We start from the raw sequence: 18,378 nt of genomic DNA on the forward strand, positions 1-18,378 counted from the left end.
CGGCTTCTTCGCTGACTGAGAGAGAAAGAACCGCGTCGGGACGACGTGACGCTCAGCGCGTTGCGCGGAACCGGCGACCCCTTTGCCTGACAGTACCCGGCGGTTGCCGCCGAGGTGCCGAAGTTCGTATCGGTGAGCGATTCGACCGGCTGAAATCCGGGCGTTTCCCCGGTGGTGCGCGGGGAATTCACCGGCACCTTGTGCTCCGCGGGTGCCGGTCGCCGACGTCGACCAGTGAAGTCTGATCAGGAGAACTCGTGGTGAATTCGTCGGGGCCGGACGTCGAGGACGACCCGATCGCCATCGTCGGCATGGCGTGCCGGCTGCCGAAGGCGCCGGACCTGCGTTCGTTCTGGCAGCTGCTCCGCTCCGGCGGCAGCGGTGTCACGCCGGTGCCGGACGGCCGCTGGACGGACGTCGCCGAACTGGATGCCGGGCTCCTGCGCCACGGCGGCTTCGTCGACGACGTGGACCGGTTCGACGCGGAGTTCTTCGGGATCTCGCCGCGGGAAGCCGCGGCCGTGGACCCGCAGCAGCGGATGGCTTTGGAACTGGGTTGGGAAGCGCTCGAGGACGCCGGGATCGTGCCGGCCGGCCTGCGCGAGCACCGGGTCGGAGTTTTCGCCGGCGCGATGGCGTCGGACTACGAGCTGCTCAGCCTGCGCCGGGGCCTGGCGGCGATCAGTCACCACAGCCTCACCGGCCTGCGCAACGGGATGATCCCGAACCGGATGTCGTACGCGTTCGGGTTCACCGGGCCGAGCCTGGCCGTGGACACCGGGCAGTCGTCCTCGCTGGTCGCGGTGCACCTCGCGGCCGAGAGCATCCGGTCCGGTGAGTCCGAACTCGCCCTGGCGGGCGGGATCCAGCTCAACCTGGCCGGAGACAACGCTGTCACCGCCGCGCGGTTCGGCGGCCTGTCCCCGGACGGCCGCTGCTACACGTTCGACGCTCGCGCGAACGGCTACGTGCGCGGCGAGGGCGGCGGCTTCGTCGTGCTCAAGCCGCTTTCCCGTGCCCTGGCGGACGGCGACGACGTGTATGCCGTGGTGCTGGGCAGCGCGGTGAACAACGAGGGCCCGGGGGAGTCGTTCACCCGGCCGAGTTCCGAGGCTCAGGAGGCGCTGCTGCGCGCGGCCTACCGCCGGGCCGGCGTGGACCCGCGCCGGGTGCAGTACGTGGAGCTGCACGGGACCGGCACTAAGGTCGGCGACCCGGTCGAGGCCCGCGCGCTCGGCGCCGCACTGGGCGAGGGCCGGACCACCCCGCTGCGGGTGGGTTCGGCGAAGACCAACGTGGGACACCTGGAAAGCGCAGCCGGTATCGTCGGGCTCCTGAAGACGGCGCTGGCGGTACGGAACCGGCAGCTGCCCGCGAGCCTGAACTTCGAGCAGCCCAACCCGGACATCCGGTTCGACGACTGGCACCTGCGGGTCGTGCGGTCGGCCGAGGCGTGGCCGGAAGCCGGCGGAACGCTGCTCGCCGGCGTGTCGTCGTTCGGCGTGGGCGGAACGAACTGCCACGTCGTCCTCTCGTCACCGAGCCCGGTTCCGGCCGAGCCAGCGGAAACGCTCACGCCGGACGCGGTGGTACCGGTCGTCGTGTCGGGCCGGTCGCAGCCGGCCCTGCGTGACCAGGCGGCCCGGCTCGCCGACGCACTGGACCGCGACCCGGATTTGGCGGTGGCGGATCTGGCGTGGTCCTCGGCACTCACCCGGTCAGGCTTCGACCACCGAGCCGCGGTCGTGGCCGGTGACCGGGCCGAGGTGCTGGCGGGGCTGCGGGCGCTGGCGGCCGGCGAGCCGGATCCGGCGGTGGTCACCGGGTCGGCGGCGCCGTCCGGTGGTGTGGTGTTCGTGTTCCCCGGCCAGGGTTCGCAGTGGGTGGGCATGGGCCGGGGTCTGCTGGAGACCTCACCGGTGTTCCGGCAGGCGATGCTCGAATGCCAGGAAGCGCTGGCGCCGTGGGTGTCCTGGTCGCTGATCGACGTGCTCGCCGGTGCCGACGGCGCGGCGCTGGACCGGGTCGACGTGGTGCAGCCGGCCCTGTGGGCGATCATGGTGTCGCTGGCCCGGCTGTGGCGCTCCTGCGGTGTGGAGCCCGACGCGGTCGTGGGCCACAGCCAAGGCGAGATCGCCGCGGCGTGTGTTGCCGGCGCATTGTCCCTTTCGGACGGTGCCCGCGTGGTGGCGCTGCGGGCCCGGGCGCTGCGAGCCCTCGCCGGCCGCGGCGGGATGCTGTCGGTCGGCCTGTCCCGCGACGACTTCGAGGAGTGGCTCAGCCGGTACGCCGGGCAGGTGGCCCTGGCCGCGGTCAACGCCACCGGCTCCGTGGTGGTCGCGGGTGACCCGGGTGCGTTGCGGCGCCTGCAGGCGGAGCTGATCGGGCGGGACATCCGGGCGCGGTTGATCGACGTCGACTACGCCTCGCACTCCGCGCAGGTCGACGAGGTCCGCTCCGAGGTGCTCGAAGCACTGGCGCCGATCGAGCCTCGTCCCGCGCAGGTGCCGTTCTTCTCCACGGTGGAAGCCGGCTGGCTCCGCGGTACGGAGCTGGACGCCGGGTACTGGTTCCGCAACCTGCGCCAGGCCGTGCTCTTCGCACCGGCCGTCACGACGTTGCTGGCCGAGGGCCACCGGGCGTTCGTCGAGGTGAGCCCGCACCCGGTGACCACGGTCCCGATCGCGGAGACGGTCGACGCGGCTGAGGTGCCGGCGGCCGTGGTGACCGGGACTCTGCGCCGCGACCAGGATTCGCCGCGCCGGTTCCTGATGTCGCTGGCGACCCTGAGCACCGGGGGCGTCGAGCTCGACTGGCCGCAGGTGTTCGCCGGGCTCGGCGTGCGGGGCCGACGGGTCGGTCTGCCCAGCTACGCGTTCCAGCGGGAGCGCCACTGGCTCGACGAGGTGGAGAACCCGGCAGCCGCACCGGTCGCCGCGGCGCCATCCGTGAGCAGTTCCAGCCAACCGCCGCGGGAACCGGCGATGGCGGTGCGCGACGTCGTGGCCCGCGAGACCGCGGCCGTGCTGGGACACCGGGACTGGCGTCAGGTCGACGACCGCCGCACCTTCAAGGACCTCGGGTTCGACTCGATCATGATGGTCGAGCTCCGCGACCGCGTGAACCGGGCGCTCGGCTCGCGGCTCGACACCACCGAGATCTTCAGCCACCCGACCGCGGCGCAGCTCAGCGAGCGCGTCGAGCTCGACCTCGGTCTCCGGACCGGGGAAGCCGGGCCCACCCGCCCCATGGCCGCCGACGACGACCCGATCGTGATCGTCGGTACGGCGTGCCGGTTCCCGGGTGGCGTGGCCTCCCCCGAGGACTTGTGGGACGTGGTCGCGACCGGCCGGGACGTGATCTCCGGCTTCCCCACCGACCGCGGGTGGGACCTGGCCGCGTTGCGCGACGGCGGTTCCGCGACCCAGCTGGGCGGCTTCCTCCACGACGCGCCCCAGTTCGACGCCGGCTTCTTCGGGATCTCCCCGCGCGAAGCGCTGGCCATGGACCCGCAGCAGCGGCTGCTGCTCGAAACGAGCTGGGAAGCGCTGGAACGGGCGAACATCACGCCGGCGTCGCTGAAAGGCACCCGCGCCGGGGTGTTCGTCGGCGCCTACCCGCAGGGGTATCTGCAGGAGCGGACCCGGACCGACGACGAGCTGGCCGGCTACCTGCTCACCGGAACGTCGTCGAGCGTGCTGTCGGGCCGGATCGCCTACACGCTGGGGCTGGCGGGCCCGGCCGTCACGGTGGACACGGCGTGTTCCTCGTCGCTGGTCGCGCTGCACCTGGCCGTGCAGTCCCTGCGGACCGGTGAATCCGATCTGGCGCTGGTCGGCGGCGTGACGGTGATGTCGGCGCCGGACATCTTCGAAGAGTTCTCCCGCCAGGGCGGGCTGGCGCCCGACGGCCGGTGCAAGCCGTTCGGCGACACGGCCGACGGCACCGGCTGGAGCGAGGGCGCCGGGGTCCTGGTCGTCGAACGGCTGTCGACGGCCCGGGCGCGAGGCCACCGGGTCCTGAGCGTCGTGCGCGGGAGCGCGGTCAACCAGGACGGCGCCTCCAACGGCCTCACCGCGCCCAACGGCGCCGCGCAGCAGCGGGTAATCCGCGACGCGCTCTCCCACGCGGGCCTGTCGGCTGCCGAGGTGGACGCCGTCGAGGCGCACGGTACGGGCACCCGGCTCGGCGACCCGATCGAAGCTCAGGCCCTGCTGGCGACGCTGGGACAGGACCGCGGCGAGGGCGAACCGGTGTGGCTGGGCTCGGTGAAGTCCAACATCGGGCACACGCAGGCCGCGGCCGGCGTGGCGGGCGTGATCAAGATGGTCGAGGCGATGCGCCACGGCGTGCTCCCGCGGAGCCTGCACGCCGACCGGCCGACGACCCGGGTCGACTGGCGCTCCGGCGCGGTGCGGGTGCTGACCGAGCAGGTGCCGTGGCCGGAGACCGGCCGCCCGCGCCGCGCGGGGGTGTCGGCGTTCGGCATCAGCGGCACGAACGCCCACGTCATCGTCGAACAAGCGCCCGCGGAGCGTGCCGCCGTGGTGCGGCCGGGCGTCGACGTTCCGGTGCCGATCGTGGTGTCCGGCCAGTCGGAGCCGGCGCTGCGCGAGCAGGCGGCTCGCTTGGCGGCGTTCGTCGGAGACACGCCGGAGGTGTCGCAGGCGGACCTGGCCTGGACCCTGGCCACCGCGCGGTCGACGTTCGACCGGCGCGCCGTGTTCGTGCCTGCGGACCGGGCCGAGCTGGCGTCCTCGCTGAGGGCACTGGCCGAGGGCGATGAGGCGGGTGTGGTCGCCGGGAACGGGGGCCGGCTGGCGCTCGTCTTTTCCGGGCAGGGTGCGCAGCGGATCGGGATGGGTCGTGCGCTTTCGGCGCGGTTCCCGGTGTTCGCGGAGGCGCTCGATGAGGTGTGTGCGCTGCTGGATCCGGTGCTGGCGGGCGAAAAGCCGTTGCGGGACGTGATGTTCGCGGACGCGGGCCTGCTGGATCAGACCGGGTACACCCAGCCGGCGTTGTTCGCGTGGCAGACGGCGTGGTTGCGGCTGTTGCGGTCGTGGGGGATCCGGCCGGACTTCCTGATGGGGCACTCCATCGGTGAGATCAGCGCGGCGCACGCGGCCGGAGTCTTCTCTCTGGAGGACGCGTGTGTGCTGGTGGCGGCGCGGGCGAACCTGATGCAGGCGTTGCCGAGCGGCGGCGCCATGCTGGCGGTGAATGCCGCGGAGAGTGACCTCCTGCCGCTGCTGGAAAACCACGGTGGAGCCGTGGGGATCGCGGCGGTCAACGCCGGTCACGCTGTGGTGCTTTCCGGGGACGAGGACGCTGTCGCGGACCTCGGCCGGGTGCTCGGCGAACAGGGGTACAAGACCACGCGGTTGCGGGTCAGCCACGCGTTCCACTCGGCGCGGATGGATCCGATGCTGGCGGAGTTCCGGGCAGCGATCGGCGGGATCGAATTCCACGAGCCGGTTGTCCCGCTGATCTCCAACCTCACCGGCGAGCCGGCCGGCGCCGAAGTGGCCACTGTGGACTACTGGGTGCGGCACGTGCGGGAGCCGGTGCGCTTCGCCGACGGAGTATCCACTTTGGATGGTCGGGGCGCCGGCGTGTTCGTCGAGGCCGGACCGGCGAGCACGCTGTCGTCGATGATCGGCGCCGAGCTCGAGGCCGAGCGCACGACGGTGATTCCCGCGGTCCGCAAGGACCAGGACGAGGTCACAGGTGCCGTTGCCGCGGTCGGCCGGCTGCACGCGGTGGGGGCCTTCGTCGACTGGGCCGCCGTGTTCGCGGGGCTGGGCGTCGAAGGCCGTAAGGTCGCGCTGCCGACATATGCGTTCCAGCGCGAGCGGTTTTGGCCTGCCGCAACAGTTTCGACGGAGGGCGTGGCCGCGGCCGGGCTGGACGCGGTGGACCACCCGCTGCTCGGCGCCGCCGCTCCGTTGCCCGGCGCCGACGGTTACGTCTTCAGCGGCCGGTTGTCGGTGGCGACCCAGCCCTGGCTGGCCGACCACGCGGCCGACGGGACCGTGATCGTTCCGGGGGCGGCGTTCGTCGAGGTCGTGATCCGGGCCGGCGACGCCGTCGGGTGCGGCCGGATCGACGACCTCACCCTGCACCAGCCGCTTGTCCTCCCCGGGCAGGACGCCGTCGACCTGCAGGTGCTGGTCGACGGTCCGGAGGCCGACGGCGGCCGACGACCGGTCACGGTGTACTCCCGGCCCGCCGGGCAGGACCGGCCGTGGACCCGGCAGGCGAGCGGCACGGTGACACCCGCGACCGGCGCCGAGCCGACCGGTGACCTGTCCTGGCCGCCCCGAGACGCGGTTCCGGTGTCACTGGACGGGTTCTACGACCGCACCGGCGGGTCGGCGTTCGAGTATGGGCCGATGTTCCAGGGTTTGCGAGCGGTGTGGACGTGCGGCAACGAGGTGTTCGCCGAAGTCACGGTGCCGGCGGCGGCGCGCGAGCTGGTGAACCGGTTCGGCCTGCACCCGGCGCTGCTGGACGCGGCGTTGCAGGCCAACGTCTTCGCCCCGCTGACTCCGGCCGAGCACGGCAGGATGCCGTTCTCCTTCAGCGGTGTCGCCTTGCACGCGACCGGCGCGACCACGCTGCGGGTCCGGCTGACCGCGACCGGCGCCGACACCGTTCGCATCGAGGCCGTCGACCCGGCGGGGTCCCCGGTGATCGTCCTCGACTCAGTGGTGCTGCGGCCGTTCGTGCCCGAACTGCTCACCCGCGCCGCGGTGCAGGGTGCTCCGGAGACGCTGCTCCGGCTCGAATGGACACCCGCACCGGAGGCGACCGACAGCACCCCCGCGACCTGGCACGCGCTGGACGGCTACCACGGGGAAATCCCGGCGGGGCTGGAAGTCGCGGGCAGCTTGGCCGAGCTCGCCGGAGCCCAGAACGTCGTGGTCCCGGTCGGGGGCGCGGGCGGGGACGTCGTCGAAGAAGCCGAAGCGATGACCGTCGCCGTGCTCAATTTGCTGCAGGCGTGGCTGGCCCGCTCCGAGCCGGCCGAGACCCGGCTCGTGTTCCTGACGCGCAACGCAGTCGGTACCAAGGAAACCGAGCCGGTCAAGGACCTCGTGGCCGCTGCGGTGTGGGGCCTGGTCAGGTCAGCCCAGACGGAGCATCCAGGCCGGTTCACGCTCCTCGACCACGATCACCGGCCCGTCACCGCGGCCCAGCTCGCGACCGCCGAACCCCAGATCGCCCTTCGCGACGGCCAGGCCTTGGTCCCGAGGCTGAGCGTGCCGTCCGGCGACGAGGTGCTGGCCGTCCCCGAGGACGCCGACGACACGTGGCGGCTGGAGGTGTCGGAGCAGGGTACGGCCGACAACCTCGTGCTGCGGGCGGCGCCGGACCTGGCCGAACCGCTGAACCCCGGACAGGTCCGGATCGCGGTGCGCGTGTCCGGACTGAACTTCCGGGACGTCCTCAACGCGCTCGGTATGTACCCGGGCGACCCGGTTCCGCTGGGCCTCGAAGTCGCCGGCGTGGTGACCGAAGTGGGCCCGGACGTCGCCGGGCTGAAGGCCGGAGACCGGGTGCTGGGCATCGCGACCGGAGCGTTCGGTCCGGTCGCGGTGGCCGACGAGCGGTCGCTCGTCGTGATGCCCCGCCAGTGGTCGTTCGCCCAGGCGGCGACGGCACCGGTGGTGTTCCTGACCGCGTGGCACGGGCTGCGCGATCTCGCCGGGCTGAGGGCCGGTGAGTCGGTGCTGGTCCACGCCGGCGCCGGCGGGGTCGGGATGGCGGCGATCCGGCTGGCCCGGCACCTGGGCGCCGAGGTGTTCGCGACGGCCGCCCCGGGCAAGTGGGACGTGCTGCGTTCCCTGGGCCTGCCCGACGACCACCTCGCCTCGTCGCGCACCGTGGACTTCGAAGAACAGTTCTCGGCGGCCACCCGGGGTCGTGGGGTGGACGTGGTCCTCAACTCCCTCACGGGCGAGTTCGTGGACGCGTCCCTGCGGCTGCTCGCGCCCGGTGGCCGCTTCGTGGAGATGGGGAAGGCCGATCTCCGCGCCGCGCCCGAGATCGCCGCGGCCCATCCGAGCGTGTTCTACCAGGCCTTCGACCTGATGGAGGTCGACCTGGACCGGATCCACCGGATGCTCGTCGAGCTCTCCGGGTTGTTCGCCACCGGTGCGCTGACCCCGTTGCCGGTCACGACCTGGGACGTTCGGCGCGCCCGCGAAGCGTTCCAGTTCGTCAGCCAGGCCAAGCACGTCGGGAAGGTCGCGCTGACGATCCCGCGGCCGCCGGACCCTCAGGGCGCTGTGGTGATCACGGGCGGCACCGGCGGACTGGGCGCCGTGCTGGCCCGGCACCTGGCCGAAACGCGGGGCGTGCGCCGGCTCGTGCTGGTCAGCCGGCGCGGGGAATCGGCTCCGGGTGCGGCCGAGCTGCGGACCGAGCTGACCGAGCTGGGCGCCGAGGTCACGATCGCCAAGTGCGACGTCGCGGACCGCGACCGGCTGGCCGAGGTGCTGGCCGCGGCACAACCGGTGACCTCAGTGCTCCACACCGCGGGCGTCGTGGCGGACGCGACTGTCGAGTCGCTGAGCCCCGAGGCGATCGGCCGCGTGCTGGCGCCCAAGGTGCGGGGCGCGTGGAACCTGCACGAGCTCACCCGTGACACCGACTTGGCGGAGTTCGTGGTGTTCTCCTCAGTCGGCGGCGTCACGGGCGCCGCCGGGCAGGCCAACTACGCCGCGGCGAACGTGTTCCTCGACGCGCTGGCGTCGCTCCGCCGCGGGCAGGGCCGGCCGGCGGTGTCGGTGGCGTGGGGTGCGTGGTCCCCGGAGGTGGGGATGACCGGAGCGCTGTCCGAAGTGGACCTCGACCGGCTGACCCGGTCGGGCCTGCCGCCGATGACCGTCGAGCAGGGGCTCGGGCTGTTCGACCGCGCCGTCGCCGCGGACCGGCCGATGCTGGTCGCGACCCGGCTCGACCGCGAGGCGGTGTCGGCACGGTCGTCGCGGCTGTTCGACGCCCTCACCGCCCGGCGCCCGGCCCGGATCGGCGCGGCGACGGACACCTCGGAAGCCTCGGTCGTGCGGCGCCTGTCCGCCATGACGCCGATCGACCGGACGCGGGCCGTCACGGATCTGGTCCGCACGCAGGTGGCCGCGGTGCTCGGCCACGCGGCCCCGAACGACATCGACCCCGCCCAGGCGTTCAAGGACCTGGGCCTGGATTCGTTGACGTCGGTCGAGCTGCGCAATCGCGTGAACAAGGTGTTCGGGACCCGGTTGCCGGCCACAGAGATCTTCAACCACCCGACGACGGCACAGCTGAGCGACCGGATCGGGATCGAGCTCGGCCTCCTGCGGGAGAAAGCCGTGCGTGCGCCGGTGGCCTCGGCTGTGGTCCCCGACGACGACCCGATCGTGATCGTGGGGATGGGTTGCCGGTTCCCCGGCGGCGTCGTTTCTCCGGAAGACCTGTGGGACCTCGTCGCGTCCGGGCGGGACGCGATCTCCGATTTCCCGGCGGACCGGGGCTGGGACCTGGCCGCGTTGCGCGGCGGGGGATCGGCCACCCAGCAGGGCGGCTTTCTCCACGAGGCGCCCGAGTTCGACGCGGACTTCTTCGGGATTTCGCCGCGTGAAGCACTGGCCATGGACCCGCAGCAACGGCTGCTGCTGGAAGTCTCGTGGGAGGCGCTGGAGCGGACGGGCATCGCGCCCGCCTCGGTCGGCGGCACGCGGACCGGTGTGTTCGTCGGCGCCTACCACCAGGACTACCTCCGGGAGCGGACCGCGGCCAGGGACGAGCTCGGCGGCTACCTGCTGACGGGCACCACGTCGAGCGTGCTGTCGGGCCGGATCGCGTACTCGCTCGGGCTGGAAGGCCCGGCCGTGACCGTGGACACCGCGTGTTCGTCGTCGCTGGTTGCCCTGCACTGGGCCATGCAGTCGCTGCGGTCCGGCGAGTGCGAGCTGGCGCTGGTCGGCGGCGTCACCGTGATGTCCACCCCGGACATCTTCGAGGAATTTTCCCGTCAGGACGGGCTTTCCGCCGACGGCCGGTGCAAGCCGTTCGCCGAGTCGGCGGACGGCACCGGCTGGGGTGAGGGCGTCGGCGTCCTCGTCGTGGAACGGATGTCCGCCGCCCGCGTGTCCGGGCATCGGGTGCTGGCGGTGGTGCGGGGTTCGGCGGTGAACCAGGACGGCGCGTCGAACGGCTTGACCGCGCCGAACGGGCCGTCTCAGCAACGGGTCATCGAAGCCGCGCTCACCCGTGCCGGAGTGAGGCCGACCGAGATCGACGCCGTGGAAGCGCACGGCACGGGGACGCGGCTGGGCGACCCGATCGAGGCGCAGGCGCTGCTCGCGACGCTCGGCCAGGGCCGGGAAGACGGCCGGCCCCTGTGGCTGGGGTCGGTGAAGTCGAACATCGGGCACACGCAGGCCGCGGCCGGGGTCGCCGGGATCATCAAGATGGTCCAGGCCATGGAGCACGGGGTTCTGCCGCGCAGCCTCCACGCCGACGAGCCGTCCACCCACGTCGACTGGACGTCCGGTGCCGTGCGGGTGCTGACCGAGCAGGTGCCGTGGCCGGAGACCGGTCGCCCGCGGCGGGCGGGGGTGTCGGGGTTCGGGATCAGCGGGACCAACGCCCACGTCATCCTGGAGCAGGCGCCCGCCGCAGCCGAACCACCGACCACAGTGGACACCGAGACGCCGGTGCCGGTCCTGGTGAGCGGCCGGTCCGGTCCGGCGCTGCGCGACCAGGCGGCGCGGCTGGTGAGCCTGCTGGATGGTGCTCCCGCGCCGGCCGTGGCGGACCTCGCGTGGTCGCTCGCGACCACGCGGTCGAGCTTCGACCACCGTGCCGTGGTGGTGGCCGCGGACCGTGCCGAGTTGGCTCCGAAGCTGCGGGCGCTGGCCGCCGGTGAGCCGGACCCGGCCGTGGTGACCGGCGTCGCAGCGAATTCCGGCGGGCTCGTGTTCGTGTTCCCCGGCCAGGGTTCCCAGTGGGCGGGCATGGGCCGCGAGCTGCTGGCGACCTCAGCCGCGTTCCGGGAGTGGATCCTGAAGTGCGAGGACGCGCTGGCGCCGTGGGTGACCTGGTCGCTGACCGACGTCCTCACCGGTGACAGCACCGAACCGGCCGATCGGGTGGACGTGGTCCAGCCGGTGCTGTGGGCGGTGATGGTCTCGCTGGCCGGGTTGTGGCGCTCCTGCGGCATCCATCCCGAGGCGGTGGTCGGCCACAGCCAAGGCGAGATCGCGGCGGCCTGCGTCGCCGGCGCACTGTCGCTCGAGGACGGAGCGCGGGTCGTGGCGCTGCGTTCGCAGGTACTGCGGGAAATCACCGGACGTGGTGGCATGCTCTCGGTCGCCCTGTCGCCGGAAGAAGTCAAGGGCTGGCTCGATCGCGAAGAAGGCCGAGTGTCGCTCGCCGCGATCAACGCCGCCAGGTCCGTCGTACTCGCCGGCGACGCGACGGCGCTGGAACGGCTGCGCTCCGAGATGATCGACCAGGGGATTCGGGCTCGACGCGTCGAGGTGGACTACGCGTCGCACTCTCCCCACGTCGAACAAGTCCGGGAGCGGGTGCTGGAAGCGTTGGCGCCGATCACCCCGCGCACCACCGACGTGAAGTTCTTGTCCGGAGTGGACTCCTGCTGGTACGACGGCCCCGAACTGGACGCCGGTTACTGGTACCGGAACCTCCGCCGGACAGTCCGGTTCGAGCCGGCCATCCGCAAACTGCTGGCCAACGGATACCAAGCCTTCGTGGAGACGAGCGCGCATCCTGTGCTCACGGTCCCGCTCGCCGAGATCGTGGAGGACGCCGGAGCACACGCCGTGGTGACCGGGACGCTCCGTCGCGACCAGGGCTCGTGGCGGCGGATGCTGACCTCGGTGGCGACGCTGCACACGGCCGGTGTGCAGGTGGACTGGCCCCGGGTGTTCGGAACCGCGGGCCGCCGCGTGGAACTGCCCACCTACGCGTTCCAGCACCAGCGCTTCTGGCCGACGTCCGCACCGGCGGACGCACTGACCGGCTGGGGCTACGACGTCGTCTGGACGCCGGCACCGCAGCCGGCCTCGACCCCACCGCCCGGTTCGTGGTGGCTGGTCGTGCCGGCCGGCTCCGAGGAGTCGCCGTCGATCTCCGGGCTGCGCCGGGAACTGGCCGCCGCCGGCGCGACGGCGGACGTGGTCCTGGTCTCCCCGGAGCAGACCGAGCGGGCCGCGCTCACCGCGCGATTCGGCGACCTGCCCGCGCCGACGGGAGTGGTGTCGTTCCTGGCCTGGACCGAAACGCCCGTCGAGGAGGGCTCCGAGGTTCCGCTCGGGATGGCGCTCACGGCGACACTCCTGCAGGCACTGGGCGACGCGTCGATCCAGGCTCCGCTGTGGGCCGTGACCCGCGGCGCGGTCAGCGTGGCCGACCTCGCGGAGGTGTCCCGCCCGGCCCAGACGGCGATCTGGGGCTGGGGCCGCGCCGCGGCGGTGGAGTACCCGCGGCGGTGGGGTGGTCTGATCGACGTGCCTGCGGACGATGCCGACGAAACGGCGGCCGCCCGCTTGGCGCAGATCCTGATGTCCGGTGGTGGCGCGGAAGACCAGCTCGCCGTGCGGCCGTCCGGGATCTGGGCCCGGCGGCTCGCACGCCGCGCCCTCACCCCGGCCGACAGCCCCGAGTGGGAGATGCCGGCGGAGGGCACCGTTCTCGTCACGGGCGGGACCGGTGCGCTGGGCGGCCACGTCGCCCGGTGGCTCGCCACCGGCGGGGTCCCGCACCTGGTGCTCGTGAGCAGGCAGGGCCCGGACGCGCCGGGCGCGGCCGAACTGGAGGCGGAGCTGACCGGACTCGGCGCCCGCGTGACGATCGTGGCCCGCGACGCGGCCGACCGGGAAGCGATGGCGGCCGTGATCGCCGCGATCCCTGCTGAGTACCCGCTGGCCGGGGTCGTCCACACCGCGGTGGTGGTCGACGACGGGATCATCGACACCGTCACCGGTGAGCAACGCGCCACGGTGTACCGGCCCAAGGTCGACGCCGCGGTCGTGCTGCACGAGCTCACTCAGGATCTGGACCTGGGGATGTTCGTGCTGTTCTCCTCGATCAGCGCCACCCTCGGCGGCGTCGGGCTCAGCACCTACGCGGCGGCCAACGCCTACCTCGACGGGCTGGCCCAGTACCGCCGGGCGCGAGGGCTGACCGCGACCTCCGTCGCGTGGGGCACGTGGTCGGGTGACGGCCTGGCGTCCGCGAGCGCCGCCCAGCAGAACCTGCGCCGGTTCGGCATGATCACCATGGCGCCGGAGCCGGCGCTGAACGGCCTGCGCCGGGTGCTCGAACGCGGCGACGCGACCGCGGTGATCGCCGACGTCGACTGGCAGCAGTACCTCGCGGTCTTCACGGCGGCACGACCCAGCGCGTTGCTCGGCGACCTCCCGGAAACGCGCCAGTCCACAACGGACTCCGGCGACACCGGTGCGAACCTGGCGCTCGATCCGTCGGTGCGGCTGCGGACCCGGCTGGCCGGGCTGGCGCACGCCGACCAGGTTCGCGTGGTGCTCGACGTCGTACGGGTGCAGCTGGCGGCGATTCTCGGATACGGTGACTCCGACCCGATCCCGGAGAACCGGGCGTTCCGGGACCTCGGCTTCGACTCCCTGACCGCCGTGGAGCTGCGCAACATCCTGAGCATGGCCACGGGCTTGGACCTGCCGCGGACGCTCGTGTTCGACTACCCGACCCCGGCCGACCTCGCCCGGCACCTGCTCGACGAGCTCTCGGAAACCGATGCCGAAGGACCCGTGGTTCCGGCTGCGGCATCGGTCCACTCGGACGACCCGATCGTCGTGGTCGGGATGGGCTGCCGGTTCCCCGGTGGGGTGAGCTCACCGGAAGACCTGTGGGAGCTGGTCGTCTCCGGCGGCGACGCCATCGTGGAGTTCCCCGCCGACCGCGGCTGGGACCTGGCGGGCCTGCGCGCCGGCGGGTCGACGACGCACCTCGGCGGTTTCCTCGACGACGTGGCCGAGTTCGACGCCGGGTTCTTCGGGATCTCGCCTCGGGAAGCCCTTGCGATGGACCCGCAGCAGCGGCTGCTGCTGGAAACCTCCTGGGAAGCGCTGGAACGGGCGGGGATCAAGCCCGGTTCGTTGCGCGGCACCCGCACCGGCGTTTTCGTCGGCTCGAGCATCCAGGACTACATCCACGCGTCGATGCAGGTCCGCGACGACCTCGAGGGCTACCTGCTCACCGGGAGCTCGTCCAGCGTGCTGTCGGGCCGCGTCGCGTACCTGCTCGGCCTCGAAGGCCCGGCGATCACCGTCGACACGGCGTGCTCGTCCTCGCTGGTGACGCTGCATCTGGCCGCACAGTCGCTGCTGTCCGGCGAGTGTGATCTGGCGCTGGCCGGAGGCGTGACCGTGATGTCCACGGCGGAGCTGTTCCTCGACTTCACCCGCCAGGGCGCGTTGTCCGCGGACGGCCGTTGCAAGGCCTTCGCCGAGACGGCCGATGGCGCCGGCTTCTCCGAAGGCGTCGGTGTCCTCGCGGTCGAGCGGCTGTCGTCGGCCCGGGCGGCGGGGCGCCGGGTGCTGGCGGTGGTGCGGGGTTCGGCGGTGAACCAGGACGGTGCGTCGAATGGCCTGACGGCGCCGAACGGGCCGTCTCAGCAGCGGGTCATCGCGGCCGCGCTCGCCCGGGCCGGGGTGTCGGCGAACGAGATCGACGCCGTGGAAGCGCACGGCACGGGAACGCGGCTGGGCGACCCGATCGAGGCCCAGGCGCTGCTCGCCACCCTCGGCCAGGACCGGGCGGACGGCCGCCCGCTGTGGCTGGGGTCGGTGAAGTCCAACATCGGGCACACGCAGGCCGCGGCGGGCGTCGCGGGGATCATCAAGATGGTCCAGGCGATGAGCCACGGTGTCTTGCCGCGGACGCTGCACGTCGACGAACCCACCACGCACGTGGACTGGGATGCCGGCGCGGTGCGGGTGCTGACCGAGCAGATGCCGTGGCCGGAGACGGGGCGGCCGCGCCGGGCGGGGGTGTCCGGGTTCGGTATCAGCGGCACCAACGCCCACGTCGTGCTGGAACAAGCGCCCGGGCAACCCGCGGTCGTGCCGGCGGAATCCACCGCGCCCGTGCCGCTCGTGCTTTCGGGGCAGTCCGCGGCCGCGGTGCGGGCGCAGGCGGCCCGGCTGGCCGAGTTCGTGGACCGCGACGCCGCGGTGGTGCCGGACGTGGCCTGGTCGTCGGCGACGACCCGGTCGGCGTTCGAGCATCGGGCCGTGGTGGTGGCGGCCGATCGCGGGGAGGCGCTGATGAACTTGCGGGCGCTGGCCGCGGGTGAGCCGGGTCCGGCGGTCGTGACCGGTGCGGCCCGTGCGTCTGGGGGAGTGGTGTTCGTGTTCCCCGGTCAGGGTTCGCAGTGGGCCGGCATGGGCCGCGAGCTGCTGGAAACCTCAGCGGTGTTCCGGGCGTCCATTCAGGACTGCCAGGACGCGTTGGCTCCGTGGGTGTCCTGGTCGCTGACCGAGGTGCTCGACCGGGCGGATCTGCTGGAGCAGGTCGACGTCGTCCAGCCGGCGCTGTGGGCGATGAACGTTTCGCTGGCGAAGGTGTGGCGGGCCCACGGAGTCGAGCCGGGTGCTGTGATCGGCCACAGCCAGGGCGAGATCGCCGCCGCCTGCGTCGCGGGTGCTCTCTCGCTGGAAGACGGGGCCCGGGTGGTCGCCTTGCGCGCGCGGGCACTGCGGGTGCTGGCCGGGCAGGGCGGAATGCTCTCGGTCGCGCTGTCGCAGGACGACGTCCAGGGATGGCTGGCTCGCTACGACGGCCGGCTTACCCTCGCCGCGGTCAACGCGCCGACCTCCGTGGTCGTAGCCGGCGACGCGGCGGCGTTGACCGACTTGAAGAACGACCTGACGAGCCACGACATCCGGGCCCGCCGGATCGAGGTGGACTACGCCTCGCACTCCCCGGAGGTCGAGCGGGTCAGGGATCAGGTGCTGGAGAAGCTGGCGCCGATCAGCCCTCGGCCGGCCGAGGTGAAGTTCTTCTCCACAGTGGACGAGAAGTGGCTGACCGGCACTGAGCTCGACGCGGGCTACTGGTACCGCAACCTGCGGCGGACGGTGCGCTTCGAACCGGCCGTGCGGGCGTTGCTGGCCGACGGGTATCGGGCGTTCGTCGAGGTGAGCTCGCACCCTGTCACCACGGTGCCCCTCACCGAAACCGCCGAAACGGCGGGCACCCCGGCGGTGGTGACCGGCACCCTGCGCCGGGAGCAGGGTTCGCCGCAGCGGTTCCTGACCTCGCTGGCCGGGCTGTACACCGAGGGGATCGACCTCGACTGGGCGGCGGTCTTCGCCGGCATCGGAGCCGGTGGCAACCCGGTCGACCTGCCCACATACGCGTTCCAGCGTCAGCGCTACTGGCCGGAGATCGCGGTGCGGTCCGCGCCGGGGTCACCGGTGGAAGACCTGGTGCTGACCCTGGACTGGACCACGGAGCCGGCCCCGGCGAGTGCCGGAGCGGGTATCTGGTGGCTGCTCGACGACCACCGGCTCGGGGCGTCGGACCTGCCCGCCGAGCTGGGGGTCTCGCGGGTGGTGGACGACCTCGTCGAGGTGGGCAAGCTGCTCGACACCGGCGACCGGGTCCCGGACGCGCTGCTGGTGCCGGTCGGCGGCGCGGACGGTGCCGTGACCGCCGCCGTGGAGGACCGCACCGTCGAGGCGCTGGGCCTGCTGCAGCGGTGGCTGGCGAAGCCGGAGTTCGCCGAGACCCGGTTGGTGTTCCTGACCCGGGACGCGGTGAGCTCCGAGGCCACGGCGGACCTCGCGGGCGCCGCGGTCTGGGGCCTGGTCAAGTCGGCGCAGGCCGAACACCCGGACCGGTTCACGCTCGTCGACCACGACCGGCGTCCGCTCTCCGCGGGTCTGCTGGCCGAGGCCTTGGCCACCGGGGAACCGCAGGTCGCGATCCGCGACCACCGGGTCACAGTCCCGCGGCTGGCGCCCGCGGCCGAGCCGGAGTCACCGGCACCGGTGAGCTGGGACCAGGGCACGGTCGTGATCACCGGCGGGACCGGTGGGCTGGGTGCCGCGCTCGCGCGGCACCTGGCGGCGGGCGGCCAGGCGACGCGGCTGTTGTTGGTCAACCGGCGAGGACTCGACGCCCCGGGCGCGCCGGAGCTGCTCGCGGACCTGACCGAGCTCGGTGCCGAGGTCACGATCGCGGCGTGCGATCTCGCCGATCGGGCTCGCGTGGCCGAGGCGCTCGACGCGGTCCGGCCGATCGCGGCGGTCGTGCACACCGCGGTGACGGTGGCGGACGGCACGATCGAGTCGCTGACGCCGGAAGCGGTCGGCCGCGTGTTCGAAGCCAAGGTGCGGGGAGCGTGGCACCTGCACGAGCTGACCCGGGACGACGACCTGGCGGCGTTCGTGCTCTTCTCCGCCATGGCCGGGGTGCTGGGCACACCGGGGCAAGGAAACTACGCCGCCGCCAACACGGTCCTCGACGCCCTCGCCCGGCAACGGCGGGCGGCCGGCCTGCCGGCCGTGTCGATGGACTGGGGCACCTGGAGCTCCGACGTGGGCTTGGCCAGCGCACTGTCCGAAACGGACTTGCGCCGGCTGGCCCGCACCGGATTCCCGGCCATGAGCATCGACGCCGGCCTGGCGCTGTTCGACCGGGCCGTGACCGTCGAGGAAGCGGTGGTGGCGCCGGCTCGCGTCGATCGGGTCGCGGCGGCCGCCCAGCCGTCGCGGTTGCTCGAGAACCTCGTGGTGCGCAGGGCCGAGCCGGCGAGCGCACCGGCGGAGACCGACGCCGGACCGCGGCTGGCCGAACGGCTCGCCGGCATGACCCCGGCCGACCGGGTCCGGACGATGACGGACCTCGTCCGCGGTCAGGTCGCCGCCGTGCTCGGGCACGCGAATCCGGACGACGTCCAGCCCACCCAGGCGTTCAAGGACATCGGCATGGACTCGCTCACCTCAGTCGAGCTGCGCAACCGGCTCAACGAGGCCACGGGGCTGCGGCTGCCCACCACGATCGCGTTCGACAACCCGAACCCGGAAGTCCTCGCCGGCCACCTGGTCGGGGAACTGATCGGGACCACCGCGGTGGCCGTCGAGGTCACGGGGTCGCTCACCACCCGGCTGGACGCGCTGGAGACGACCGTCCTGACCGTCGCGCTCGACCCCTCCGCCCACCCGATGCTGCGCAAGCGGCTGAGGGCGCTGCTGGGCCGGATCGGCGACGACACCACGACCACCACCACGCCGGCGTCCACTGTGGACACGGCGTCCGACGAAGACCTTTTCGCCATGCTCGACGACCAGCTGGGGCAGTGAGTCCGCGAGGCCATCGGAACAG

The 18,378-nt window shown here is 72.9% G+C and carries 1 protein-coding gene; it reads left to right on the plus strand.

What is annotated here, in order from left to right; translation table 11 throughout:
• The first annotated feature begins 257 nt into the window (after positions 1–257).
• The gene (locus ACIA77_RS42765) at positions 258–18,356 is read left to right on the plus strand and encodes an SDR family NAD(P)-dependent oxidoreductase (protein WP_395891880.1); all 18,099 of its coding nucleotides are present in this window, start codon (positions 258–260) and stop codon (positions 18,354–18,356) included.
• The last annotated feature ends 22 nt before the right edge of the window (positions 18,357–18,378 follow it).

It is taken from the genome of Amycolatopsis sp. NPDC051903, from assembly GCF_044452505.1.
Taxonomy (GTDB): Bacteria; Actinomycetota; Actinomycetes; order Mycobacteriales; family Pseudonocardiaceae; genus Amycolatopsis.